Source organism: Mycetocola spongiae (genome assembly GCF_020424085.1).
Lineage (GTDB): Bacteria > Actinomycetota > Actinomycetes > Actinomycetales > Microbacteriaceae > Mycetocola > Mycetocola spongiae.
Genome location: NZ_CP080203.1, coordinates 20,023 through 43,055, shown reverse-complemented (window position 1 = coordinate 43,055; position 23,033 = coordinate 20,023). Strand labels below are relative to the sequence as shown.

Annotated in this window: 23 protein-coding genes and 1 pseudogene; 7 read left to right on the top strand and 17 right to left on the bottom strand. The window is 66.0% G+C overall.

What is annotated here, in order from left to right; genetic code table 11:
• Window position 1: 1 nt before the first annotated feature.
• Genes KXZ72_RS00225 through KXZ72_RS00195 form a run of 7 tightly spaced genes read right to left on the bottom strand, consistent with a single transcriptional unit; the run spans window position 2 to window position 6,361 of the window.
• The gene (locus KXZ72_RS00225) at window positions 2-1,078 is read right to left on the bottom strand and encodes a DUF6786 family protein (RefSeq protein ID WP_226081707.1); all 1,077 of its coding nucleotides are present in this window, start codon (window positions 1,076-1,078) and stop codon (window positions 2-4) included.
• A complete protein-coding gene (locus KXZ72_RS00220; RefSeq protein ID WP_226081706.1) occupies window positions 1,075-1,770 on the bottom strand; it encodes a TenA family protein in 696 nt (231 codons plus the stop codon). Before KXZ72_RS00220 ends, KXZ72_RS00225 begins: the two co-directional genes overlap by 4 nt.
• Window positions 1,767-2,522, bottom strand: a complete 756-nt coding sequence (locus KXZ72_RS00215) for a glutamine amidotransferase (protein WP_226081705.1) — start codon at window positions 2,520-2,522, stop codon at window positions 1,767-1,769. Before KXZ72_RS00215 ends, KXZ72_RS00220 begins: the two co-directional genes overlap by 4 nt.
• Window positions 2,519-3,556: a phosphotriesterase family protein gene (locus KXZ72_RS00210; RefSeq protein WP_226081704.1), complete on the bottom strand. Its 1,038-nt coding sequence runs from the start codon at window positions 3,554-3,556 to the stop codon at window positions 2,519-2,521. The genes KXZ72_RS00215 and KXZ72_RS00210 overlap by 4 nt, the downstream gene beginning before the upstream one ends.
• The gene (locus KXZ72_RS00205) at window positions 3,553-4,578 is read right to left on the bottom strand and encodes an ABC transporter permease (RefSeq protein ID WP_226081703.1); all 1,026 of its coding nucleotides are present in this window, start codon (window positions 4,576-4,578) and stop codon (window positions 3,553-3,555) included. The genes KXZ72_RS00210 and KXZ72_RS00205 overlap by 4 nt, the downstream gene beginning before the upstream one ends.
• Window positions 4,575-5,348 (bottom strand): ATP-binding cassette domain-containing protein, encoded by a 774-nt coding sequence (locus KXZ72_RS00200; RefSeq protein ID WP_226081702.1) that lies wholly within the window; start codon window positions 5,346-5,348, stop codon window positions 4,575-4,577. The genes KXZ72_RS00205 and KXZ72_RS00200 overlap by 4 nt, the downstream gene beginning before the upstream one ends.
• Window positions 5,348-6,361, bottom strand: coding sequence for a substrate-binding domain-containing protein (locus tag KXZ72_RS00195; protein WP_226081701.1), 1,014 nt, complete (start codon window positions 6,359-6,361; stop codon window positions 5,348-5,350). Before KXZ72_RS00195 ends, KXZ72_RS00200 begins: the two co-directional genes overlap by 1 nt.
• Window positions 6,362-6,553: 192 nt before the next feature.
• On the opposite strand from KXZ72_RS00195, the gene KXZ72_RS00190 reads away from it, so the two are divergent.
• The 4 genes from KXZ72_RS00190 to lipA all read left to right on the top strand — a co-directional run bounded on the left by KXZ72_RS00190 (window position 6,554) and on the right by lipA (window position 10,685).
• Window positions 6,554-7,558, top strand: a complete 1,005-nt coding sequence (locus KXZ72_RS00190) for a LacI family DNA-binding transcriptional regulator (protein WP_226081700.1) — start codon at window positions 6,554-6,556, stop codon at window positions 7,556-7,558.
• 32 nt (window positions 7,559-7,590) lie between these two features.
• Window positions 7,591-8,853 (top strand): amidohydrolase, encoded by a 1,263-nt coding sequence (locus KXZ72_RS00185; RefSeq protein ID WP_226081699.1) that lies wholly within the window; start codon window positions 7,591-7,593, stop codon window positions 8,851-8,853.
• A 36-nt stretch (window positions 8,854-8,889) separates the two neighbouring features.
• A complete protein-coding gene (gene lipB / locus KXZ72_RS00180; RefSeq protein ID WP_226081698.1) occupies window positions 8,890-9,576 on the top strand; it encodes a lipoyl(octanoyl) transferase LipB in 687 nt (228 codons plus the stop codon).
• A gap of 128 nt (window positions 9,577-9,704) precedes the next feature.
• Window positions 9,705-10,685 (top strand): lipoyl synthase, encoded by a 981-nt coding sequence (gene lipA / locus KXZ72_RS00175; protein ID WP_318999894.1) that lies wholly within the window; start codon window positions 9,705-9,707, stop codon window positions 10,683-10,685.
• Here the strand turns inward: lipA and KXZ72_RS00170 are convergent.
• The 4 genes from KXZ72_RS00170 to KXZ72_RS00155 form a co-directional block, all read right to left on the bottom strand.
• A complete protein-coding gene (locus tag KXZ72_RS00170) occupies window positions 10,682-11,179 on the bottom strand; it encodes a DUF2004 domain-containing protein (protein ID WP_226081696.1) in 498 nt (165 codons plus the stop codon). The two genes, lipA and KXZ72_RS00170, sit on opposite strands and share 4 nt — an antisense overlap.
• Before the next feature lie 45 nt (window positions 11,180-11,224).
• Window positions 11,225-12,100, bottom strand: a complete 876-nt coding sequence (gene ftsY, locus KXZ72_RS00165; RefSeq protein WP_226081695.1) for a signal recognition particle-docking protein FtsY — start codon at window positions 12,098-12,100, stop codon at window positions 11,225-11,227.
• A gap of 4 nt (window positions 12,101-12,104) precedes the next feature.
• Window positions 12,105-15,722: a chromosome segregation protein SMC gene (gene smc / locus KXZ72_RS00160; RefSeq protein WP_226081694.1), complete on the bottom strand. Its 3,618-nt coding sequence runs from the start codon at window positions 15,720-15,722 to the stop codon at window positions 12,105-12,107.
• Between the two features lie 91 nt (window positions 15,723-15,813).
• Window positions 15,814-16,581, bottom strand: coding sequence for a hypothetical protein (locus KXZ72_RS00155; protein WP_226081693.1), 768 nt, complete (start codon window positions 16,579-16,581; stop codon window positions 15,814-15,816).
• A gap of 122 nt (window positions 16,582-16,703) precedes the next feature.
• Here KXZ72_RS00155 and KXZ72_RS00150 point away from each other — a divergent pair, with 122 nt between their 5' ends.
• Together KXZ72_RS00150 and KXZ72_RS00145 are read left to right on the top strand one after the other, a co-directional pair.
• Window positions 16,704-17,507, top strand: coding sequence for a tyrosine-protein phosphatase (locus KXZ72_RS00150; protein WP_226081692.1), 804 nt, complete (start codon window positions 16,704-16,706; stop codon window positions 17,505-17,507).
• A gap of 11 nt (window positions 17,508-17,518) precedes the next feature.
• Window positions 17,519-18,235, top strand: coding sequence for a DUF6226 family protein (locus KXZ72_RS00145; protein WP_226081691.1), 717 nt, complete (start codon window positions 17,519-17,521; stop codon window positions 18,233-18,235).
• A 63-nt stretch (window positions 18,236-18,298) separates the two neighbouring features.
• Here KXZ72_RS00145 and KXZ72_RS00140 read toward each other — a convergent pair whose 3' ends face one another.
• The 3 genes from KXZ72_RS00140 to KXZ72_RS00130 form a co-directional block, all read right to left on the bottom strand.
• A complete protein-coding gene (locus KXZ72_RS00140; RefSeq protein WP_226081690.1) occupies window positions 18,299-18,778 on the bottom strand; it encodes a hypothetical protein in 480 nt (159 codons plus the stop codon).
• 109 nt (window positions 18,779-18,887) lie between these two features.
• Window positions 18,888-19,193, bottom strand: coding sequence for a helix-turn-helix domain-containing protein (locus tag KXZ72_RS00135; RefSeq protein WP_226081689.1), 306 nt, complete (start codon window positions 19,191-19,193; stop codon window positions 18,888-18,890).
• Window positions 19,193-19,558 carry a type II toxin-antitoxin system RelE/ParE family toxin gene (locus KXZ72_RS00130; protein WP_226081688.1) on the bottom strand — a complete coding sequence of 122 codons (366 nt, stop codon included), beginning with the start codon at window positions 19,556-19,558 and terminating at the stop codon, window positions 19,193-19,195. Before KXZ72_RS00130 ends, KXZ72_RS00135 begins: the two co-directional genes overlap by 1 nt.
• A 231-nt stretch (window positions 19,559-19,789) precedes the next feature.
• On the opposite strand from KXZ72_RS00130, the gene KXZ72_RS00125 reads away from it, so the two are divergent.
• Window positions 19,790-20,281, top strand: a complete 492-nt coding sequence (locus KXZ72_RS00125) for a hypothetical protein (protein ID WP_226081687.1) — start codon at window positions 19,790-19,792, stop codon at window positions 20,279-20,281.
• 83 nt (window positions 20,282-20,364) lie between these two features.
• Here the strand turns inward: KXZ72_RS00125 and KXZ72_RS00120 are convergent, their stop codons facing one another.
• The 3 genes and pseudogenes from KXZ72_RS00120 to KXZ72_RS00110 form a co-directional block, all read right to left on the bottom strand.
• Window positions 20,365-20,766, bottom strand: coding sequence for a DUF1622 domain-containing protein (locus KXZ72_RS00120; protein ID WP_226081686.1), 402 nt, complete (start codon window positions 20,764-20,766; stop codon window positions 20,365-20,367).
• Between the two features lie 92 nt (window positions 20,767-20,858).
• Window positions 20,859-20,996 (bottom strand): annotated as a pseudogene (locus KXZ72_RS00115) (zinc finger domain-containing protein); the annotation flags it as partial.
• A 187-nt stretch (window positions 20,997-21,183) separates the two neighbouring features.
• Complete coding sequence (locus KXZ72_RS00110; RefSeq protein ID WP_226081685.1) at window positions 21,184-22,962, bottom strand: AIPR family protein; 1,779 nt, start codon at window positions 22,960-22,962, stop codon at window positions 21,184-21,186.
• Window positions 22,963-23,033 lie beyond the last annotated feature (71 nt).

Below are 23,033 nucleotides of genomic sequence, written 5' to 3'. Positions count from 1 at the left end.
GTTATCCTTGGGTCGAGTCGGGGAGGGAAAGCCCCAGGAGGGTCTGGGCGACGGGGGCGAGTTCCGCGGGGGTGCCCCAAAAGCTCCACGTCGTGAAACGGTCGCGCGAGCGGGTCTGCCCGTCCTGCCCGCCCACGCCGTGGCCGCGGGCCTCCAACTCGGCGAAGCCGCCGAGGCCGCCGTCATCGTCGTAGAGGTGCAGCGAGTCACCGCGATGGGTCGAGAAATCGGGTTCCTCGGAATAATCCGAGGAGGGATCATTGGGGAAATTACGCACCGTGAGGGTGTGCCGCCCCGCGGAATCCGCGGCCGAGAGATGCCCCAGGCGGCCCGAGATCTGGGCCGCGGCGAGGCCAATTTTAAAGCGGGTATCGCCGGGAAGATCCACGGCCACTCCCCCGGGGATCCGGCGCAGGTTCCCGCCCACGGGCTCATAATAATCGGTGACCTCCACCTCCGAGAACGCGGGGATCAGCGCGGTGCCGCCGCCGGGCACCTGGTTCAGGTTCCAGGACTCGGCCGGTTGCCCGGAGGGTCCGTCCACGGTTAGCTCCACGGCGCTGGAATAGCCCGCATAGGAGGCCGCACCAGTTCCGCCCGCGAGATAGCGCAGCGGATGGGCGGCGGGGGTGATCTCCACCGCGAGGGTGAGCCGCACGCTGCCCGCACCGGGCAGGTGGCTGCGCAGTTCCATAACGGTCTCCAGGCGCACGCCGCCCGGCACGGTGACCAGGCGATACTCGGCGGGGTCCATCGCGGGCGGCAGCACATAGCTGCCCCAATAATCGGCGCGATCGCCGATCATAAAGGCGATCTCCGGGCCGATCCAGTGCCGTTCCCCGCCCACGTTCCAGTGCCCCGAGGCGCGGAAGCGCGCAAATTCCTCGCGGGATCCAAAAAACGCCGGAACCCAGTTGGCGGAGGTGCCCTCGCTCCCCGGGGTAAACGGGCCGTAGACCCGGCCGCCGAGTGCCGAAACAATGATGTCCCGGCCCCCGCCCAGCGGAATCTCGGCCCAGGCGATCCCGGCCTCGCTCAGGCGCGCGGCCACATCGCCGCGCGTGGGAATACCGCTCATTCTGTGTCCTTTATGCTCGAATAGATGGAATCGTGGAAGCTGTCCTCGGCCGCGAGCATGCCCCGGAAGACCTCGCCCAGGGCGCCGTCCGCGGAAATTTCCTGCGCGTCCAGCATCACCCCGAGGAGCCGGGCCTGGGTGGCAAAGGCCGGGGTGGCATGCATCCGCACCCATTCGGCCTGCGGGCCACTCACGCCCTCCTCCCACCCCGCGACGGTGCGGCCACACCATCCGGCATAGAGGGTTTCGGCGGCGAGCATGCACGTGAGCACCCCGGGATAGCCGTGCCTCTCCGCGGCGGCGAGCGCATACTCCGAGAGCACCGCCGAGCGCGCCAGCACCGCGGCGGCCCCGGGGATCTCCCGGTCGCCCAGTGCCCGGTCAAAATAGTCCAGCTGTTCCCCGGCGAGCGCCGCGATTGAGCGGGCGTGATGCAGGGCCCGCAGCGAATCGGTTTCGCTCCATAAACACAGGCCGGTGATCCGCAGGGCGGTGCGCACAAATTCGCGTTCGATCAGCAGATAGCGGTCATAGTGGGTCTGGCTCAGGGTACGGTCCGTGATCTCCCGGATGAAGCGCACCCGCCCCGCGCGATCGAGGTCCGCGGAATAGCTGTGGATCAGGCGCGCGGAGCGCCCGCCGGGTGCGGCTCCCGCGAGGGGAGCCGCACCCGGAAGGGTCCGGGTGGTCACGCCCGGGCCCGGCCCAGCCACTCAACCAGGTTGCCAAAGAGCGTGCCATAGCCGGCCCACTCCTCGCAGAAGGCCGGGGGCGCCCAGTGCGGCGAGCAGTCCGAGGTGAAGACCGCGGTGCGGCCGGCCCCGTGGGTACCCACCGCGACCAGGGGGTCCTCACCCACGGTAGCCAGAACCTCGGCCTCGGGGCGGGCCACCGTGCGGTTATATCCCAGCAGTGCGGGCCACTGCCCGGAGATCCCCGCGAGGACCTCGTGGCCGGCGTTATCCACGCGGGCGATGACGCCGCCCGGGAACTCGGCGCGGTCGTCCTCCGCGAGCATCTCCACGGGCAGCACCTCGGCGATGCGGGTCTGCCTAAACGCCGCCTTGGCCTCAAATCCGGTGAAGGACAGATAGCCGCCGATCATCATAAATCCGCCGCCCGCGGCCACCCAGTCGGCGAGCACCCCGAGGCGGTCCACCCCGGTCTGAAATTTCTCAAATACGCTCGGGGAGAGCTGGATCGAGTTCGCCCCGATATCGGAGAGGATGATGACGTCAAATTCGGAGAGTGCCTCGGCGGTCTCCGGGAACTGCGTGGGCACCAGGTGGCCGGGCAGATAGGTGACATTATGTCCGGCGGCGGTGAGCGCATCGCGCAGGGGGCCCACGCCCTCCACATAGCTATGGGTCGTAAACGAGTCCATTCCCTTGATGTGGGTGGACTGCGTGATCCAGGATTCCCCGGCAATGAGTACGTTTGTCATGATGATGTTATTCCTTTGTGTGCGTGGATAAACAGGGAGGCGGGGTTGTGATCAAGCAGCCGATCGGCGTTGATCCCCCGGTGAAGCAGGAGGTCGCGGAACTCGCCCGGCACAAAGCCGAGCCCGCGCCCGTCATAGCGGCCCAGCATGGCCTTCAAAAAGAGATCGTGGCTGAGCAGGAGCCGGTCGCTATGGCCCGCGGAGACGAGGGCGGCGAGGGCATCCGCGGTCTCGGTGACCCCGGGTGAGACGCCCTCGCCGGGATAGCTGAAGGGCATCCCGATCATGTCGAATTCGAGCCAGACCCCGGCATCGGCGAGCGCGCGCTGATAGCCGCCATCGCTGCCCGAGGGGTCCATATGGCACAGCACCACGGCCCCGGGGTCCACCCCCATCTCGTCCAGGACGATGCCCAGCACCTCGGGCCCCCGGCGCTGCCATCCGGGAAGGTGGATAAACAGCGGGACGCCGTGGTCGAGTTGCACCAGGCAGGCCGCGCGCAGCGCCGCGGCCTCCCCCGGGGTGAATGCCGGCGAGATACCGATCTCGCCGATGACCCCGGGGCGGATCCCGTCCACTCCGTCGCGGAACTCCGCGGACAGGGCGGCGGCGAGGCGATCCACCCGGCCGTATTCGGCGGTGCCCGCCGCGGTCTCAAAATTCTCCAGGTACCATCCCGAGCCCATGATCACGTTGATGCCGCTGTCCACGGAGGCCCGGTGCAGCCCCGCGGGGTTGCGGCCCAGCGCGGGCGGGGTGAGATCGATCACGCTGGAGCCGCCGGCCGCCCGGAAGGCGGCGAGTTCGGCGAGGGCATCGGCCGGGTCATCCAGGGTGCAGTTATCCCGGCTGGAATAGGGTTCGGTGATCAGCCGGGTGCGATCCACCCGGGCGATCGGGGTATCCAGGAGATCCTCGGTGCCCGGGCGGGCCCCGGGCACCACCGCCGCCCGCACATCGTTAAAGAGGTGCTCATGGGTGAGGGTGCGCCCGAGCCGGTCCGCGGGCAGCGGGCCGGCCACGGTCTGGATCATGATTTTTTCACATAGCGACGCCAGGCGGCACCGATTCCGGCGCTGCGCATATTCAGCCAGATGGCCACGATGATCACGGCTCCCGTGAGGATCGGGGTGAGGAACGCGCTCACGCCCAGCAGCGTCAGCCCATTGGCGATCATTCCGATGATCACGGCTCCGATCAGCGTGCCAAAGACCGTGCCGCGCCCGCCGAAGAGATCGGTTCCGCCGAGGACCACCGCGGCGATCACGGTGAGCTCAAAGCCCACCCCCGAGTTGGAGGAGCCCGAGCCGAGGCGGGCGGCAATCATGATGCCGGCGATTCCGGCGGTGAGGCCGGTCATGCCCAGCACAATCATCTTGATGCGGCGGGTATTAATTCCGGCGCGACGCACCGATTCCTCCTGCGCCCCGATGCCGTTTACGTAGTTGCCAAACCGCGTATAGTGCAGCAGCACGATTCCGATGATCACGATGATCAGCGCGACCCAGGCCTGATAGCTGAAGCCGAGGAAGGATGCGCGGCCAAACTGGCCGATCAGGGTGTCCTTCTCGATGGGAATCGAGAAGCCCCCGGTGCGGAACTGGGCGATGCCACGGATGATCGACATCGTGGCGAGCGTGACGATAAACGAGGGGATGCCCTGATAGGCGGAGAACCAGCCGTTCACGGTTCCCCAGAAGGCCCCCGCGGCGAGCGCAATCAGCACCACCACCGAGGACTGCACCCCGGCCTGCAGCAGCTCGGCGCTGATGGCCGCGACAAATGCGATGGTCGAGCCCACCGAGAGGTCGATCTGCCCCGTGGTAATCACGAAGGTCATGGCCACGCCGACCACCACCGCGGGGGCGATCTGGGTGGCGAGGTTACTCACGTTGGCGAAGGAGAAAAACCCCGGGGCGGTGAGCGAGAACAGCAGGAAGAGGGCCGCCATGACACCAAACATCACCACGGTGGGTTTATGTGCGCGATCCCAGGTGGAGGGTTTCACGACGGAGGCGGGGGCCAGCTCGTGGCCGCTCAGCAGCGTGGCGCTCATGCGGGCACCACGCTCTCGCTGTGGCCGCGGGTGCCGGGCTCCGTGCGGGTGATCAGGCCCACGAGGCTCTCGATATTCAGATCCCCGATGGGCACATCGTCCACGCTCTGTCCCTCGTACATCACGGTGATGCGATCGCATACCCGGAACAGGTCCTGGAGGCGGTGCGTGATCAGGATGACCCCCACCCCGCGATCGGCCACGGTACGGATCAGGCGCAGGACCTGTTCCACCTCGGCCACGGCGAGCGCCGCGGTGGGCTCATCAAGGATGAGCACATCGGGGTTCAGCGAGACGGCCCGGGCGATGGCCACCGATTGGCGCTGGCCGCCCGAGAGCCGGGAAATCTCCTGATAGGTGGATTTCACGCGCACGCCGAGCTGGGCGAGCTCGCTGGTGGTGACATCGTGCATGCGGGCGCGGTCCAGCAGCGGGCCGCGGCGCGGTTCGCGGCCGAGGAAAAAATTGCTCGCCACGTCGAGGGTGGAGCACAGGGCGAGGTCCTGATAAACCATGCCGATGCGCCGCTCCTGTGCGTCGCGCGGGGTATGAAAGGTGACCTTTTCGCCGCCGATGAGGATCTGCCCGGTATCGGGCTGTTCGGCGCCCGCGAGCACCTTCATGACGGTGGACTTGCCGGCACCGTTATCGCCGACGAGGCCCAGGACCTCGCCGCGTCCCAGCCGGAGGTTTACTCCGCGCAGGGACTTCACGGCACCATAGGACTTCACGATATCGCGAAGCTCCACGAGGGGGGTTTCGGCGCTCATTACTTCTCCAGGTAGTACAGGTAGTCGGTATAGTTCTCGGGCGTGACGATGGTGGTCTCGATCGGAACAAATTTTTCGGTCTTCTCGCCGCAGGCCGCGTTGATAGCGGCGTTCATGCCCTCATAGCCGAAGCCGAAGGTGTTCTGCTGCACGATGCCCTTAAGCCAGCCCTCCTTGAGGCCGGTCACGGCGGACTGGGACAGGTCCCAGCCAACAACGCTGATGCGGTCGCCCGCGTTCTGGGTTTCCACGGCGGCCGCGAGGCCCACGAGGGCGGGTTCGCCGGTGGCAAATGCGAATTTCAGGTCGGGGTTTCCGGTGAGCAGGTTTTCGCTCGCGGACTGGGCGGTCTCCTGCACGTTTTTGCCGTCCACGATGGTGCCCTCGGTGAAGCCATCGGCCACGGCCTGGTCCACAAAGCCCTTCTGGCGGTCGAGCTGGATGGTGCTGTTAAGCGCACCCACGATGCCGATCTCGCCGCGCTCGGTGGTCTCGGCGGCGAGGAACTCCGCGAGCTTCTTGCTGGATTCGGCGTTTGCGGTGCCCACCATGCTGGCGATCGCATCGGATTCCACGATGCCGTCCACAACCACCACGGGAACCTTGGAGGAGGCGGCGGCGTCGATTGCCGGCTTAATGCCCTCGGTATCGATGGGGAGCACAATCACGGCGTCCACGCCCTGGGTGATCAGCTGTTCCACGGCCGTGACCTGGGCGAGCGGATCGTCGTTGGCGCTGACGATCTGCAGGTCCACGCCGGCCTTATCGGCGATGGTCTGCGCGCCGGTATTGATCTGGTTAAAGAACAGCGCCTGCAGGTTGATGGTGACCAGCCCCACCTTAAGGTCGGTGCGGCACGCGGTGGCCACGGTATCGGGGCCGGGGATCGCGGAGGCGGCACCGGTGCCGTCTCCCGGGGAGGAGGAGGGGGTGGGCTTGCTGGCGTCACACGCGGTGAGCGCCAGGAGGGCGCAGGCGAGTACGCCTGCTGCGGGGAGAAGTCGAGTCTTCATGGGGTGTCCCTTCGAACAGTATGTGGCACGAGAGAGGATGTCGCATGGGCCCGCATCCTCGCGAGTCCATACGTAATCGATTACGTCGATTGGGATAAACGTAGACTATTAATCACGAAGAATCTAGATATACTTGGGAAAAATATCCCGATTTTACATAGTCGCAACAATTCGTAGTGGGGACGTAATCAATTGCGCCAACCAACCGTTTCCGATGTGGCCACGGCGGCCGGAGTATCCACCGCCACCGTGTCCCGCGCGCTCTCCGGTGAGGCCGGGGTCTCCGAGAATACCCGCACCCGCATCGTGGGCCTCGCCGCCGAGCTCGGCTATACCCCCAATTCCTTCGCGCGCGCCCTGCGCCGCAACCGCTCCGATATCGTGGGCATCGTGGTGCCCAGCATCTCCAACCCCTTCTTCACCGCGCTCGTGGAGAGCGTGGAGCACGCACTCCAGCGCGTGGAAAAAACCCTCTTCCTCTGCGATTCCCGCGGCGACGTGGAGCTCGAGGCGCAGCGCATCGCCTCGCTGCGCGAGAGCCACGTGGACGGCATCCTGATCAGCCCGTGCCACGGCGAGCTGAGCGCCCCGGCCATCAACGCGATCCCCGCGGCCACCCCCGTGGTGCAGCTGGACCAGTTTGTGACCGGCACCTCGAGCGACTGGGTGGGCATCGACGATGATGCCGCACTGGACCTGCTGCTCACCCACGCCGCCGAGCGCGGGGCACGCAGCGCCGTTTTTGTTAGCTCCGCCACCACCAACTCCTCCACCCGCGCCCGGCTGGATAGCTTCCATAAATACGCGGCCCGGCTGGGCATTCACACCGGGCCCGAGGACCTGCTGCTCGGCGGCTTCTCCCTGGACTGGGGCGAGCAGGTGGGCCAGCTGCTGCTCGCGCGCCCGAGCCTGCCCGATGTGGTGGTCTGCGGCGCCGATGTGATCGCATTTGGTGTGATCCGCGCCCTGAGCGCCGCGGGCGTGAGCATCCCCGACCGGGTCCTGGTCACCGGCTTTGACGATATCGCGTTTGCCTCGGTGATCAGCCCCTCACTAACCACCGTGCGCCAGCCCACCGATCTGCTCGCGGCCGAGGCCGTGCGGATGCTGATGCGGCCGCGCGATGAGGCCTTCTCCAAGGTCGCCCTCTCCCCCACCCTGATTGTGCGCGAGAGTACGGGAGGCCCGCGCGCCTAACCACCGGTCACCACCCAGCAAGGACGCTCATCATGACCCACCCCCTCACGGCACCCACCGCCACCGCCGCGGATCTGCTTGCGCTCTACCGGCACCTGCACGCCCATCCCGAACCCTCGCTGCACGAGACCCACACCGCGGCACTGCTCGCCGGGATCCTGCGCGACCTGGGCTATGCGGTGCACGAGCGGATCGGCGGCACCGGAGTCGTGGGCATCCTGCGCAATGGCGCGGGGCCCACGGTGGTCCTGCGCGCGGATATGGACGCGCTGCCGGTGCGCGAGGACACCGGGCTGGACTATGCCAGCGCCGCGGTGGATGCCGCGGGCACCCCGCTAATGCACGCCTGCGGGCACGATATCCATATGACCTGCGCGATCGGTGCGGCGCGCGATCTCGCGGCCGCATCCAGGTCCTGGTCTGGCACACTGGTGATCCTTTTGCAGCCGGCCGAGGAGATCGCGGCGGGGGCGGCGGCAATGATCGCCGATGGCGTTTTTGACCTCTTCCCGAAGCCCAGCGTCCTGCTCGGGCAGCACGTGGGCAATCTCCCCGCGGGGGTGGTGTCCTTCACGCCGGGGCCCGCGATGGCCGCGGCGGAGAGCCTGCGGATTCGCCTCACCGGCCGCGGGGCACACGGCTCGCGCCCCCAGGCGTCCATCGACCCGGTGCTGCTTGCCGCGCATATCGTGGTGCGCCTGCAATCGATCGTGGCGCGGGAGATTTCCCCCTCCGATACCGCTGTGGTCACGGTGGGCGCGCTACACGCCGGGGCCCAGGCAAACGTGATCCCGGATACCGCGGAGATCGCCGTGAACCTGCGCTCGCTCACCCCCGAGGTACACGGCCGGCTGCGGCGCGCGGTGGTGCGCATCGTGGAGGCCGAGTGCGCGGCCTCGGGCACCCCGGTGGCGCCCGAGATCACCACCACGGGCGCGTTTCCGGTGCTCAGCAACGATCCCTGGGCCACGGCCCTCACGGTGGCCGCGCTGCGCACGGGCCTCGGCGAAGACCGCGTCCGGGAGGTGCCCGCGATCACGATCAGCGAGGATTTTGGCCTCCTCGGGCAGGCCGTGGGTGCACCCTCGTTTTTCTGGTTTCTCGGGTCCACACAGCCCGGGCGCTTCGAGCGCGCCCGGGCCGCCGATGAGGTGGATGCCCAGATTCCCGCCAACCACTCCTCGCGCTTTGCCCCCGAGCCCGATACCACGATTCCCGCGGGAATAGCCGCGCTCACGCTGGCGGCGCGCGCGTGGCTCGGCGCACCCCCGGAAACCGGCGCACCCTTGGGGTAATTATTGGACTGCGTACATTAACGCTACGATGGGCGCATGTTGGAGACGCTGCGGGCGGGTTTTGCCCCAAAAAATCTGGACTATGCCGAGGGATGGGCGCTGCAGCGCCGCATCCACGAGGGGGTCGTGGCGGGCACCCGCCCCGATACCCTGATCCTGTGTGAACACGCGCCGGTTTATACCGCGGGCACCTCCGCGCGCCGCGAGGAATATCCCGCGGATGGTACCCCGGTGATCCCGGTCAGCCGCGGCGGCCGCGTCACCTGGCACGGGCCGGGACAGCTCGTGGGCTATCCCATCCTCACCGTCGCGCCGCTGGGTATCGGCGGCGCGGATGTGGTGGGGCATGTGCGCCGCCTCGAATACGTGCTGATCCGCGCGGCCGCCGCATTTGGGGTGCGCGGGGTGCGGGTGCCCGGGCGCAGCGGCGTCTGGGTCGCCGCGGCCCCGGGCGGACCCGGCGCGTTTAATAAGCTCGCGGCCATCGGGATCCGGGTGCAGAACCGGGTGAGCCTGCACGGTTTTGCCCTGAACTGCGCCGAGGACCTGGAGGCCTTCTCCGGGATCATCCCGTGCGGCATCCGCGATGCCGGGGTCACCTCGCTGAGCCTGGCCGGGGGTACCCCCGTGAGCGCGGAGGAGGCAGCCGCGGTGATCGGGGAGCATTTTGAACGCTGGTATACCTCCCCCGCGGCCCTTCCCGATGCGGCGGTATCGGCATGAGCGCCCGCAATCTGGGGGCCACGGGCGCGGCCCCCGCCGCACTCCCGGAGGAGCCCGCCGCTCCCGCCCGCACCGGAGGCTGCGGCTCGGCCGTCCCCGCGCCGGCGGCCGAGCGCGGCCCACGCAAGCTGCTGCGGCTCGAGGTGCGCAATGCCGAGACCCCGATCGAGCGCAAACCCGAGTGGATCAAGACCCACGCCCGGATGGGCCCCGAATATCGCAAGCTGCAATCGCTGGTGCGCTCCGAGGGCCTGCATACCGTCTGCCAGGAGGCCGGTTGTCCCAATATTTTTGAGTGCTGGGAGGATCGCGAGGCCACGTTCCTGATCGGCGGCTCGCAGTGCACCCGGCGCTGCGATTTCTGCCAGATCGACACCGGCAAGCCCGCCGATTATGACCGCGATGAGCCGCGCCGCGTGGCCGAGTCCGTGACCCGAATGAACCTGCGCTATGCCACCGTCACGAGCGTGGCCCGCGATGATCTGCCCGATGAGGGTGCGTGGCTCAACGCCGAGACGGTGCGGGCGATCCGCCGCGCCAATCCGCATACCGGGGTGGAGCTGCTCGCCACCGATTTCTCCGGCAACCCGGAACACCTGGAGGAGGTCTTCTCCGCGCGGCCCGAGGTATTTGCGCATAATGTGGAGACCGTCCCGCGGCTCTTTAAACGCATCCGCCCGGCGTTCACCTATGAGCGCTCCCTCGGTGTCCTCACCCGGGCACGAGATTATGGCCTGATCACCAAGTCCAACCTCATCCTGGGCATGGGAGAGGAACCCGGGGAGGTGCTGCGGGCGCTCCAGGACCTGCACGACGCCGGGACCGATATCATCACGATCACCCAGTATCTGCGGCCCACTCCGCGGCATCTGCCGGTGGCCCGCTGGGTGAAGCCCGCGGAGTTTGTGGACTATGCCGCGGCGGCCACCGAGATCGGTTTCCTCGGGGTGCTGGCAGGGCCGCTTGTGCGCTCGTCCTATCGCGCGGGCAGGCTCTGGGCGCAGTCAATGACCGCGCACGGCCGCGAGATTCCCGCGGGCATGAGCGAGCTCGCGCGCGAACGCGAAAGCGGTTTTCTTCAGGCCAGCGCCGTGGTGACCGCGGGCTAGTCCTGCTCGATGGCCACGGACTCGCCGCGGTTATTCAACGAGACCACCAGGATGTCATCGGATTCGTCGATGCTCAGCGCATAATCAAAGACCACAAAGGCATCGTCCTCGCCGGTGCCCACCGGACTGAAGCGCACACCGATCACCTGAATGGAACGCAGAAAATCGATATCCCGATCGCCCGAGACATGCGTGAAATAATCCTCCAGGTCCTCGCCCTGTTCCTCCACGTGCAGCGCAATAAACGCGTTCACGGCGGAGTCCCCCGAGCTGATCTCGGCGATCATCGCCTCGCGCGCCCGCAGGTCCAGCTCCTCGAGGGAGTTGATCATGGCGGCGGCGGTATCCAGCGCCTCCTCGGTCACCGATTCGGCGTCCTCCGCGCTGAGCGAGACGGAGACGGCCTGATCGCCGAACTCCACGGTCTCCGACCAGTACACACCGCCGGGGCCGCCGGTTTCGAGAAGACCAAAGTGATCGTGTTCAAGTGACATAGGGGTACAACCGATTTCTCTAGGTATGGGAGGGGAAGGCGGAGCCTAGCCCACGAGTTTCTGGGCGAAGACGTGCGGGGTGAATCCGGTCAGGTCGCCGATACCCTCACCCTGGCCCACGAGCTTAATCGGGATGCCGGTCTTCTCCTGCACGGCCAGCACAAAGCCGCCCTTCGCGGAGCCGTCCAATTTGGTGAGCACCAGGCCGGTAACCCCGGCGTGTTCGATGAAGGCCTCGGCCTGGGAGAGCCCGTTTTGGCCCGTGGTGGCGTCCAGGACCAGCAGGACCTCCGCAATCGGGGCCTGCTTTTCGATGACGCGGCGCACCTTGGCCAGCTCATCCATCAGGCCACTCTTGGTTTGCAGGCGGCCCGCGGTATCGATCAGCGCGATGTCCACATTATTATTTTTGGCGAATTCCACCGTCTGGAACGCCACCGAGGCGGGGTCCTGGCCGTGATGCTGGGGACGCACGATCTGCGCTCCCCCGCGCTCGGCCCAGGTGGCCAGCTGTTCCACCGCGGCGGCACGGAAGGTATCGGCGGCACCCACCACCACGGTGCGGTCAAAGGCCCGCACATAATTGGCAAATTTGCCGATGGTGGTGGTTTTCCCCACACCGTTCACGCCCACCACCAGGACCACCGCGGGGCGGTCGCTCAGGTGCAGCGTGGTGTCGTATTTGGCGAGGCGCTCCTCCACGTTTTCGCGGAGCATGCGCTGGAGGTCCTTGGGATCGGTGGTGTGATAGCGGGCCACGCTCGCGCGCAGCTCCTCGATCATCTCCTCGGCGATCTCGGGGCCAAAATCGGCGGTGATGAGGGCGTGCTCGAGGTCGTCCCAGGTGTTGTCATCAATCGTGGGTTTCTGGAACATCCCGCGGAGGGCGCTACCGAGGGACCACGTGCTACGTTCTGCCATACTCTCAGACTACAGGGGAAGGGGCGGGCTCGGCCCGATCGGCCACGCGCTGGCCCACCACGGCCGAGACGCCGTCCTGGCGCATCGAGACACCGTAGAGAGCATCGGCGATTTCCATCGTGCGTTTCTGATGGGTGATCACGATCAGCTGCGAGGTTTCCCGCAGGTCCTCAAAGATGGTCAGCAGCCGGCCGAGGTTGGCATCATCCAGCGCGGCCTCCACCTCGTCCATGATATAAAACGGGCTCGGCCGGGCCTTAAAGATCGCCACCAGCAGGGCCACGGCGGCGAGCGAGCGTTCCCCGCCGGAGAGCAGCGAGAGCCGTTCAATCTTTTTGCCCGCGGGGCGCACCCGCACCTCGATGCCGGTGGTCAGGAGGTTTTCCGGCTCGGTAAGCGCGATGTTCCCGGTTCCGCCCGGGAAAAGCACCGGGAATACCTCGGCAAACGCGGCCTGGGTATCGGCGAAGGCCTCGCCGAAGATGGTTTGCATCTTCCGGTCGAGCTCCTCGATGATCGTCATCAGGTCGCCGCGGGTGCGGGTGAGGTCGGCGAGCTGTTCGGTGAGGAAAATATGGCGCTGTTCCAACGCGGCAAACTCCTCCAGCGCCAGCGGGTTTACCCGGCCCAGGCGCGCGAGCATGCGCTGCGCGGAGGCGAGGCGTTTCTCCTGTTCCGCGCGCCGATAGGGCAGCCCGGGCCGCTCGGTTTCCGCGGCGGACTCGGCAAAAAGCGCGGGATCAAAGCGGGCCTCGGACCAGGCCACGCGGCCCTCCTCGGCGAGCGAAAACAGCTCGGAGGAGGTGAGCTGCACCGCGGAATCCGGGCCGTATTCGCGGGCGAGGGCCTCCTCGTCCAGGCCCAGCTCGGAGATCGCGCGCTCGCACAGCGACGCGTGCTGCACCCGGCGCTCGTGGATCTGCATCTCCAGGCCGTGCACGCTCTCGGTCAGGGCGGAGAGGCGTTCCCTGCCGGCGGATTCCTCGGCGCGCAGCTCGATAAGCTCGCGGTTCTGCGTGGAGCGCTCGTGCTCGGCCCGGGCGAGGGCCAGCGCGGCCTCGGCCACCGAGCGTCCCACGGAATCCAGCACGGGCGGCAGGGCGTCCAGCACCGAGCGGGCCACCCCGGCCTGGCGATCGCGGATCACCGCGCGGCGGGCCTCCTCCTCGGCGGCGGCGCGTTCGCTGCGCAGGCGGCGGCGCACGGAGGCCAGCCGGTCCTGCTCGGCGCGCACCCGTTCGCGCGCGGTCTCGGCGCGCAGGCGGGCCTCCACCTCGTATTCCCGCGCCTGCTCCAGCTCGCCCCAGAGCAGTTCGCGGGCGGCGGCATCCAGGATGGGGCGGGGTCGCGAGCGTGCGGTGTCCACCGCGAGGTCGGCGTTTTCCGCCGCGATCCGTGCCTCGCGCAGGGAACCGGCGGATTCCTCCAGGGCCGCGCGCAGGCGGTCGCGCTCCCCGGTCGCGGCCTCGTGCTGTCCGCGCGCGCGGTTGAGTCGTTCGGATTCGGCGGCGAGCGCGGCATCCAGCGCCCGCAGGGCCTCCAGGGCGGCCTCGGCGGCAGCCTTGGCGGCGCGCTGGGCCTCGCGCCGGGATTCCAGGTCCTGCCGGATGCTGGAGATCTGGGCCTCCACCTCGGTGAGGCGTTCCGCGGCGCTCTCGCGCTCGGCAATCAGCTCGATGCGTCCCTGCTTACCGCCGGAGCCGCCGCGCAGGGTATGGGCGCTGAGGACCTCGCCCGCGGCGGTGACCACGGTATAGGGGCGGGCCGGATCCAGCCGGGTGGCGAGGGTGCGGGCGGCGGCGAGATCGGCGGCGATATAGGCGTCGTGCAGCAGGGCGTGGACGCCCGCGGGGGCGTGCACCACATCGGCCGCACGCAGGGCCCCGGCGGGGGCGGGCTCGGCGTTGTGGATCCAGGTGCTCTCGGCGATTACCAGCTCCACCCGGCCCAGCCCGTGGCTGTGCACCGCGGCGAGGGCCGCCTCGGCGGCGGCATGATCGGCCACCAGGACGCCGTCGGCGAGGCTGCCCAGGGCCGCGGCGATTGCGGCCTCGTGGCCGGGCTGCACCTGGATCGCGGCGGCCACGAGGCCGTGCACGCCGGGCAGGCCGCGGGCGAGGAGCTCGGTGGAACCATCGCGCATATCCAGGGCCCGGCCCAGTGCGCCCGTTTTGGCGGCGAGCGCATCGCGCTCCCGCTCGTGGGTGTGCAGGGCCTCGCGCAGCTCCTCGATATCGGCCTCGGCGGAGGCGAGGATGGTGCGCTGTTCGCGGTGAGCGGCGTCCAGGCCCGAGCCATCGGCGTCCACATCCCCCGAGGCGCGGGTGGCCTCGGCGAGCGCCAGCGCGGCATCCTCGGCGCGGGTCTCGGCGGCGGCCAGTGCGGCCTCCTGCCGGGCGCGCTCGGCGCCGAGGGTATTCAGGCGCGAGTGGGCGGTCTCGGCGCGTCCGCCGAGCGCGGAGACCTCCAGGTCGTGGCGGGAGAGCAGCTCGGACTGCGCGGCGAGTTCGGTATCCACGGCGTCCAGCCGGGAGCGCGCGGCGGCGGTGGCCCCGCGGGCGTTTTCCCATGCCGCCTCGGCCTCGTCGATGCCGTCGATCAGGCGGGTGACCTCGGCCTCCACGGCGTCCACGGTGGCCTGGGTGATGCCCGGGCTCTGCGCCTGGGAACCGCGGCCCTGGGCGTCCAGCAGCGCGAGCCGCTGAGTGGCCAGGCCCAGGAGGGAGGTGAGTTTTTGCTGCGCGGATTCCAGCTCGAAGGATACGGTGCGGGCGCGGTCCACGGCGTCGCCCACCTGGGCCTCCTCCAGCGCGGAGATGCGGGAGCGGGTGTGTTCCAGCCGCTCCCCGAGAATTAAACGCTCCTCCGAGCGACGGCTCTCATCTCCGGCAAACTCGCGGATTGCGGTGGCCAGAGTGCCGATTTCATCGGCGAGCAGCCGGGCGCGGGCATCGCGCACGATGGCCGCGATGGACTGTGCCTCGCGCGCCACCTCGGCCTGCTTGCCCAGCGGCTTAAGCTGGCGGCGGATCTCCCCCGCGAGGTCGCTCAGGCGCGTGAGATTGGCCTGCATGCCCTCGAGCTTGCGGAGGGTTTTCTCCTTGCGGCGGCGATGCTTGAGGATGCCGGCTGCTTCCTCGATGAAGCCGCGGCGCTCCTCGGGGCTCGCGCGCAGCACGGCGTCAAGCTGGCCCTGCCCCACGATCACGTGCATCTCGCGGCCCAGCCCGGAATCGCTCAGCAGCTCCTGCACGTCCAGCAGGCGCACGCCGCGGCCGTTAATGGCGTATTCGCTGCCGCCGTTGCGAAATAGCGTGCGGGAGATGGTGACCTCGGTATAGTCGATCGGCAGCGCACCATCGGAGTTATCAATCGTGAGCACCACCTCGGCGCGGCCCAGCGGCCCGCGGCTGGACGTGCCCGCAAAAATGACGTCCTCCATCTTGCCACCGCGCAGGGTCTTAGCGCCCTGCTCACCCATGACCCAGGCGAGGGCGTCCACCACATTGGATTTCCCCGAGCCATTGGGCCCCACAACACAGGTGACGCCGGGTTCAAACGCAAACGTGGTGGGCTGCGCAAAGGATTTAAAACCCTTCAGGGTGAGGCTCTTCAGATACACGGCGCTCCTCCCTGGTTCTGCGGCGCTAGTGGTCCTGCACTACCGTACCAAAAACCACCGCGGTGCCCCGTGATTGCGCGGCTCGCGGGTGCTAGTCGAGGAGGTCCGCGACGTTCTCGGTATAGCCGAGGATCAGCAGGTCGGAGGTGGCGAGCCGGCGTGCCAGGCCCTCCCAGTGGGCGCTATCGGGCGCTCCGTAGAGGTGCCGCAGATCGGCGAGGAGTTTCGGGATATCCGCCGGCGCGGCCCCGGTGCGGTGAAAGGCCAGGGTGGAGGCCCCGATCCCGAGCAGCGCATAGCCGTGCCGGGAGACCAGCCGGCGAATAATCGCGGCGCAGTCAAACGGGGTGCGGTCGCCGTCAAAATAGCCATTGGGCAGGCTGGCCAGCAGGTCCTCATCCACGTCCGAGGGCACACGCTGGACCACGTGCACCTCCTCCACCAGCACCTCGGGGTTATCGTTCAGGCGGCGCAGGATCGCGATGTCCTCCTCGTCCCCCGGGTCGGCGCGCAGATCCTCCCAGGCCACGGCCCGGGCCGGATCGCGCAGCGCCCGCGCGGAGGCGGCAAAAATCGCGGCGTCGAAGCGTGCGAGTGCCTCCGCGCCGTCCTCCTCGGGATAGTCGATCCCGGCAGCAAGCGCATACTTTTCGCGGGCGTGCCCGGCGGTATAGGCGCACTGGTTCACATCGTCCAGGGTGAGATAGCAGCGGCCTCCCGGATGCTCCGCGGCGAGCCGCCGGAACGCGGCCAGCAGGCCCGGCAGGTCCGCGGGCCGGCGGATCAGCGCGAGGCTCAGGGAGTCCAGGCCGCGGTATCCCTCGCGCGGAAGCAGGAGGGTGCGCGGGGCGTCGGTCATGGGGCGAGTCTAGTGCGCATCGCGAAAGTTTTTCCGCGCCGGGACCCCTCCTGCGCCTAGGATCGGGTGAGGCCCGATGTTGTGATTGTGTCCCGGGTCTTCAGCGACCAGGAGGAGCAACCGTGCAGATCACCGATACCATCCCCGTCACCCATAACGCCCGTGGCCTCGGGGGGATGACCACCACCGCGGGCGATAAAATCGCGCCCGTGCTATTCCGCGCCGATGCGCTGGCTGGGCTGACCGCTGACGGCGTGCGCGGCCTGACCGACCTGGGGATCGGCTGCGTGGTGGATCTGCGCACGGACGGCGAGCGCGCCCGCGCCGCCGATGCCCTGCCCGAGGACGGCCCGATCCGGGTGGTGGCCCTGCCCATTCTGGGCGGCGCGATGGACGAGATGGCGCGTAATCTGATGCCCGCGAGCGGTGAACCGGTGGCGCTCAGTGCGGAGCAGAAGGAAAAGATCGCGGCGAGTATCCCCACGCTGGAGGAGCTGTATATCGCGATCCTGCAGAGCAGCGCAGCGCAGTTTGCGACGCTCGCGCGGCTGGTGGTGGAGGCCGCCGATACCGCGGCGCCGGGCGTGCTTTTTCACTGCACCGCGGGCAAGGACCGCACGGGCCTCGCGGCCGCGCTGCTGCTGGAGGTAGCGGGGGTCTCGCGCGCGGATATTGTGGCCGATTATGTGCAGACCGAGACCAATCTGGCGGGACCGTTTGCGCAGTCCCTGCTGGGTCTGGTGAGTGCGGTGGGTATCCCGCTCACGCCGCGCCTGGAGACCCTGGCCACGCGCTCGCCCGCGGGTGCGATCACGGCCGCCCTGGACTGGGTATCCACCATTCACGGCGATGCCCTCGGCTATCTGCGCTCGGGTGGGCTGAGCGAGGACGAGGCGGCGCGCCTGCGGGCCGCGCTGATCGCCTAGGACGCAGCCATATGCAGGGGTATCACCGCCCGGAATATGAACGCGCCGAGTATCGGGATGCCGCGGGAGTGCCGATTAACTACGGTTCACGCTGGGCCGATCTGGATTATTCGCCGCCGGAGGACGCCTATTCGGTGGTGGAAAATCCCGAGCGTTTTGCTCCCCTGCATGTGGTGGCCCGGGCGCTGATCGATTTTCTCCGCTCTCGCTATGACGTGGTGGTGGAGGAGGGTGAGCGGGTGCTCTGGGATATGCCCCATCCGCCCGAGCCGGGGCAGGTTTTAAGCGCGGTTCGCCTGGTCCCGCGCGCGGAGGGCTGCGCACCCCTCGGCTTCGTATTCACGGATTTTCCGGGCCTGTTGATCTCCGCGGGGGCGCTTTATGACACCGTGTTCCCGGCCTGCGGGTGTGCCGCTTGTGACGATGACGTGGACTCGCTGATCGAAGAATTGGAGCGCTATGTCCGGGCCATCGCCGGGGGTGGGCTCTCCGAGACGGTGGAGCGGCCGCATCGCGCGGGCTGGAGCCTGCGCCCGGGCCTCGGCCTGGTGCGCGGAATGGGCCGCGCCGTGTCCCTCAGCCTGCGCGATCCCGAGGGCACGGAGATCCTCGGCGGCAGCACCCCCGCGGAGGACTATCCCCCGGCGCTCCTCGCGGCGGCCATCACCGCCCTGGAACCCCTCGGCCCGGACGGCACCTGGCGCGCCTGGCCGCCCCGCCGCACCTAGCCCGCGGGTCGGATGCGGCGGGGCCGGAGCCTGCTGTCGCCATGGCCCACCGGGGACGGCCGCTCAGTGTCGCCAGTTGGCAAACGGAAAACGCCCATGCTCGGCGATGAATGCACGCAGATAGGATTTTTCAACGGTTTCCGCGATGTCATCGGGGGTTTCCACCCATGCGGCGAGCAGCTCCGGAGCGCGCTCCAGCTGCCACAGCGCTCGCCCCCCGCTGTGGTTGGACGACTGACGGCTGAAGGCGCCGAGCCGGTCGGCGAGCCCGCGCGCGCCATCCGCCTTGCCGATATAGACAACCGTTTGATTTGGGAGCCACTTCGCCCTGAGCCTGTCCGTGGCATAGGCAGGGCGGATGGTGAGCGGATTCTCGTCGAGAAACACGGGCACCCCCATGTCCTCGGGCGCGAAGATCATATAGATGCCGCGCCGGGGAGGCAATAACGCGATATCAAGGCCCAGGAGGGGTAAAAATCCGCGAAAGCCCACCGTGTTGCACCCTTCCCGATCCCAGGTATCGGGTAATACAAAATCAGTCATCTGCCCAGGCTAGTGGAACACGGTGGCCACCGAGGCTCCGGGAGGCTCTGGCACACGCACTCGCGTTGCCGCCTCGCACCCCGGCGGGAGAGCGAATGCTCCGCGGATGTCAGACCAGGTGTAGCCGACGCTCCCCGATGATGTATTCCATGCTCAGGTCGCCGCCAACGGCCGCAAGGTATTTGCGGATGGTGCCGATTTTTGTGTTGTCCAGATCGCCTCGCTCGATCTTGGAGATCTGGCGTTGGCCAACTCCGATCCGCTCGGCGAGGTCGGACTGTGTGAGCCCGGCCGCCTCGCGTAGCTCTCGCAGCCGGTAGGAACGCACCTCCCCGAGCATGCGTTCCTTATGAGCCTCGATACGTTCGCTCTCGACGGGACGCCGGGCAAGAAGCTGCTCACGGGTCAGGGGCATCAGGACCACTCTCCTCTATTATTTTTCTGTTGGTGCAGGTGGCGATCAAAGAGTTCATCGGCCGCGGGGATATTTTTCCGATACCAGCTTTTCCAATTGCCGGATTTATCCCCGGCGATCAACATGATGGCCCGACGCTGCGGATCAAAGGCAAAGAGCACCCGCAGCGCGGAACGCCCGGACGAACCCGGCCGAAGCTCCTTCATATTCTTATGCGTGGAGGTCTTGACCGTATCGACCAGGGGGCGACCGAGCCGCGGCCCGCATTCCTCTAGTAATTCGACCGCGGCGAGCACCTGCGCGTATGAGTCATCGTCGAGAGATAATAACCACCCCTCGATGAGCGCAAGATCAACTTCCCACATGACCCAAGGTTAGACCTCAGAAGGTCTATTCACAACCCTCCTGCACCCGTTCGGGAGCCCATACCCCCACCCCGCGCGGCATGCTCTCCACCTGACGCGAAGCAACCCCGAGGCGATAGCGACCCCAAACCTAGCAGCCTTAATATCCAAACGCGTCCGTCCTACCGACGCCTAAAGCCCTTGAGCAACCGAGATGGTTGCGCCAATTCGGGAGTTTGGTAGCTTTTTGTTATGGAAAATCAGTGGCTGTATATCTGGTCGGAAACAATTCCCAATTGGGCGATGGCGCTCAGCGCTCTTTCCGCCGCTATGGTGTTTGTCTGGCGACGGCAGGACCGCCGGGAACAGCGCGAACTCCGAGAATCGGATATCACACAGGGAGTGAATGCCGTATGGGTAATTGCCCGGATGGAGCCCGAGGGTGAACCCAAGTGGGGAATACTCGTCACCAACTCGCTGCGCGCCCCGGTGACGGGGCTTCGTGTCGCGTGCAGCGGTAATCACGGGGCCCAGGAACTAGTCCATAGCAATCTTCAGCCCGGCAAGCATTTTTTTGAATCCCTTGGTCAGGGTCACCCTCGGCCGTGGGCGCTTCCGACCAATAACATCAGTAGTTTTGAGTTCATCTCCGCGAGCAAAAAACATCAAACGAGTGATATCAGTTTCACGTACGCCGGGAAACCCTATACAACCAATCCGGTTCATTCCGCGCGGGAGGTTTAGGCAGGGACGCGCTCCCCCGATTTCGCTCGTATAGCCACCGCGGGTGGGCGGCGGGTGGCGGGGCGTTGCCCCGTCGCGCGCGGTTATTTTGCGGCGGAGGTCTCGCGCGAGATGGCGTTCGCCACCACCTCGCCGCCGCTGGTGAGGAGCGCGCGCCGCCACGGCAGGGTGCCCTCGATCTCGATCTGAATCGACATGCTCAGCACGGTTCGAATCAGCACGATCAGGCCCAGCACGGCGGCATCCTCAAATGACGGAGCCGAGAGGGTATGGATAATATCCGCCGCGACAAAAATCTCGAGGCCCAGCAGGATCGATCCCCCGATCGTTGTGCGCAGCGTCTGAAAGGCAACCGTGCCCCCGGCACCGCGCCGCAGCGCACGCGCGGCGAGCACGGCGGCGATCACCAACCCGATCACCACCACGCCAACACCGATAAATTCAATGACCGTGACAACAACCGCAAATAGCGCCTCAGTATTCATGAGCAAAGTATAGGGGCAGCCCAATCCGCGAGGCGGGATCTTCGTTCTTCATCCGACGCGCACGGAAATCATCTCCGCACCCAAGCCCGGAATCAGCGTTTTCGCTGGCACCGCGGGCACAGATGCGAGCCGCGGTTCATGAACGATTCCCGCACGATCTCCGTGCCGCAGCGCGGACAGGGCGTGCCCTGCTGCCCATAGGCGTTGAGCGAATGGGCGAAATTCCCCCGGCTACCGCTGCTATTGACGTTAATGCCCAGAAACGCTCCACCTGTCTTATCCGAGCTAAGTCCGGGTTGGACGATCTCAAGTAGATTCTGATCGCCCAACCGATAAGTCTCTATAAGTTATGAGCATTAGCGCTGCCGAGTTTATTTTGGAGCGTCCACTGGGTGACCTGCCCGAGTTAGTAAGGAATTACCGTGAGCGGGCGGTAGTCACGACAACTTTCGAAAACTCTGTGAACCCGTCCGGTTTTAGGCTCTGGAGTGCGCCAAAAAGACCCTCAAATGCAGAAAGCGCGTCGTCCTTTCCGTCTTTACTGACCCGACCACGGCTGAACGCTCCACGCAGTTGGTCGCTCAGAGGAAGTACTGCCTCGATAACAATATTCCAGTAAGCTGCCGCATCCGCCAAAGTTGGCGTGCCCCGGAAGCTAAGTGCAAATCGACTCGGAAGAGTCTTACCAAGCATCGTCTCTAGAGAGCGTGCGACTGCCTCAATGAGCAAATACGGGGCACCTTTGAGACTTAAGAATGTAAGTTCTTTTTCTTCCGCACTAGAGAGTTCGGTCTCAGCTTTAGCTGACTTCGCTCGCAACGTAAGCAGCCTAGTTGTCAAGGCATCGTAGAGTGAATATGCGAAAAGCACGTGTGCCGCGGTCGTTCTCTCCGAGAAAACACGCGAATACATTGCATCGTCAATCCATATTTCTGCCTTCTTGTCGTAAGCGGCAACTGGATCACCGTGGAAAGCCGTCAAGACTTGTCCTACGGTATGCGACGGTAGTGTAGCTCTGCTCCGCTTGATCACATCGCTGCCCCCGCCGCGTCTGCCTCCGTCATAGCTCACCCCGGACATTCCTTCAAATTCAGATCGAAGCCGATTCTGAATTTCATCACCACTTCGGAAATCAGCAGCCTGAACTTTGTTCTGTAGATTATTGAAACGGACAATGCTCTCCAGCAAGGCTTCGTCACCGGATTTCACGAAGCGAACAGGCACCAATAGATCAGCAGAGGGTTCATCCTCAAGTGACCCTATTGAGCCCGTTGTCTGAGCACCGTTCACGACCGAAATTCCTGTGATTTCCAGGCTCCGCCCGCTCCTTGTCCTTGGTCCAAGATCGTAATCCAAGACCAATGCCGTCAGCCCGTTGTTGTACACAGCGAAGTCTGCCGGTTCATCTATTGCGGTGATTTTAATGCCATTGTTAATATTGTCAATGCTCCGGCGGGACCCAAGATAGTCACGCACGTTTGCCGAGAACAAGTCCTCTTTATGCATCGAAAACAGACTACGCAACCAGGTTCCTGGGACCAATGTGGTCACAGAATCCCATCGATCACTGGACGTCTCGATCGCATCGCTCACTCTCAACTTGAGCTTCTCGGTAACTTTAATCGTGCGCTTTGAACCTAGGTACCATCGTTCTAGCGTTTCGGTGCCGATTTCAGCTCCGAAGATTTGGACTCCTCCACGATTCTCCAGCAGTTTCGCAGCAGTCTTTGCGGCGTTGTTGACTTCCTTCTGAGCGTTCGCCGATTCAGGCACATTATGAACGTACCAAACATGAAAATCCCGAATCCGATCTGACTGAATGGCATCCCGTACTTCCGAGACTCGCCCCCGCAGCTCTTCAGGGACATCATCTATCTCAGAACTAAGCAACCAAGCTAATGCCGTATTGAGGTCCGAGGCCTTATTAGCTGGGGCAGCAACCCTAACGACAGGTGTATCTAGGCATTGGGCTACTACAAGAAGGCCGCGATCAGTATCAAGATAGATTACGTCCAGCTTTTTGTCATCTCCGCCGCCGGTGATTGAATCCGCTGCGGCGGTCCGAACGTCCTCGATCCCAAACCGTTGATCAATCGCGAAAAGCCCGATGCCGTCCGCGCTTAACTCCAAATGATCGGAGAACTGTCTAAAAGCAGCCTTCCAAGATTCACTTGCTTGCTGTTCCGGCTTGGGCATTAAAGGTCCTCTCTGAACAAAGTCTGTTCAGGTTATCCGAGATGCGGATTATCAACGGCAGGCTCGCCGCG